Genomic DNA, 1,437 nt, shown 5'->3' on the forward strand with positions numbered 1-1,437 from the left:
AAGCAAGACATGGTTAAAAAGATGGCTAATAAGCCATTGATTTATGCCCTAGCAAATCCAACTCCTGAGATTCTTCCTGAAGAAGTAAAAGAAGTTCGTCCTGATGCAGTGATGGCAACTGGCCGTACTGATTATCCGAACCAAGTGAATAACGTATTGTGCTTTCCATTCATCTTCCGCGGTGCACTGGATGTTGGTGCTACCACTATCACGCGTGGCATGGAAGTCGCGGCAGTTAAGGCTGTGGCGGAGTTAGCGCAAGCAGAGCAAAGCGAAGTAGTGACCTCTGTGTATGGTATTGAGAACTTGTCTTTTGGCCCAGAATATTTGATTCCAAAGCCATTTGACCCACGTTTGATAACAGTCATTGCACCTGCGGTTGCTAAGGCGGCGATGGATGATGGCGTTGCTCAACGTCCGATTAAAGACTTTGACGCTTATCGTAATCAGTTGCAACAATTTGTGTACCACTCTGGTACTTTGATGAAGCCGCTATTTAGTATTGCTAAAGGTGTTCCTGCCGCACAAAAACGTATCGTGTTTGCTGAGGGTGAAGATGAGCGTGTATTGCGTGCAGTACAAATCATCATTGATGAGCATTTAGCGACGCCAATTTTGATCGGACGCCCCGCAGTAATTGAGCACCGCATTGGTAAATTTGGGTTGCGTATTAAAGCTGGTGAAGATTTTGAGATCGTCAATCCTGAGAACGATCCACGCTATCGTGATTTTTGGCAAACCTATTTAGGTTTAACGGAGCGCAAAGGCGTTACTGAATCTTTCGCTAAGTTAGAAATGCGTCGTCGCAACAGCCTAATTGGCTCGGTCATGATTACCAAAGGTATGGCCGATGGCATGATTTGTGGAACTGTTGGTAATTTAGCTACGCATTTGAAGTATGTAGATGAAGTAGTGGGTCATGAAGTGGGTGCGAATGTTTATGGCGCCATGTCTGGATTGATTTTGCCGGGACGCCAAGTATTTTTGGTTGATACCCATGTCAATATCGATCCAAGTGCAGAGCAGTTGGCTGAATTGACCTTGATGGCTGCATGCGAAATGCGTAAATTAGGTCTAGCGCCTAAAGTTGCACTATTGTCACACTCCAATTTTGGTTCAAGCAGTGCGCCTTCCGCAGTGAAGATGCGTGAAGTGTTGGCATTGATTCAAAAAGCAGATCCAACCCTTGAGGTTGATGGTGAAATGCATGGTGATAGCGCTTTGGATGAAACTATTCGTGCCAGCGCCGTTACTTCATCCCCATTAAAGGGTGATGCTAACTTGCTAGTGTTGCCAAATATTGATGCCGCAAACATTTCTTACAACTTACTAAAGACAGCTGCTGGTAACGGTATTGCAATCGGACCATTACTCCTAGGTGCCGCTAAGCCGATTCATATCTTGACGCCATCAGCTACTGTACGTCGTATCGTCAAT

The 1,437-nt window shown here is 45.4% G+C and carries 1 protein-coding gene; it reads left to right on the forward strand.

Translation table 11 applies throughout. The annotated features are described in order from the left end of the window. On the forward strand, positions 1-1,437 hold a 1,437-nt coding region (locus B7Y67_RS17985), incomplete at both ends, for a phosphate acyltransferase (RefSeq protein WP_293599803.1).

It is taken from the genome of Polynucleobacter sp. 35-46-11, assembly GCF_002281105.1.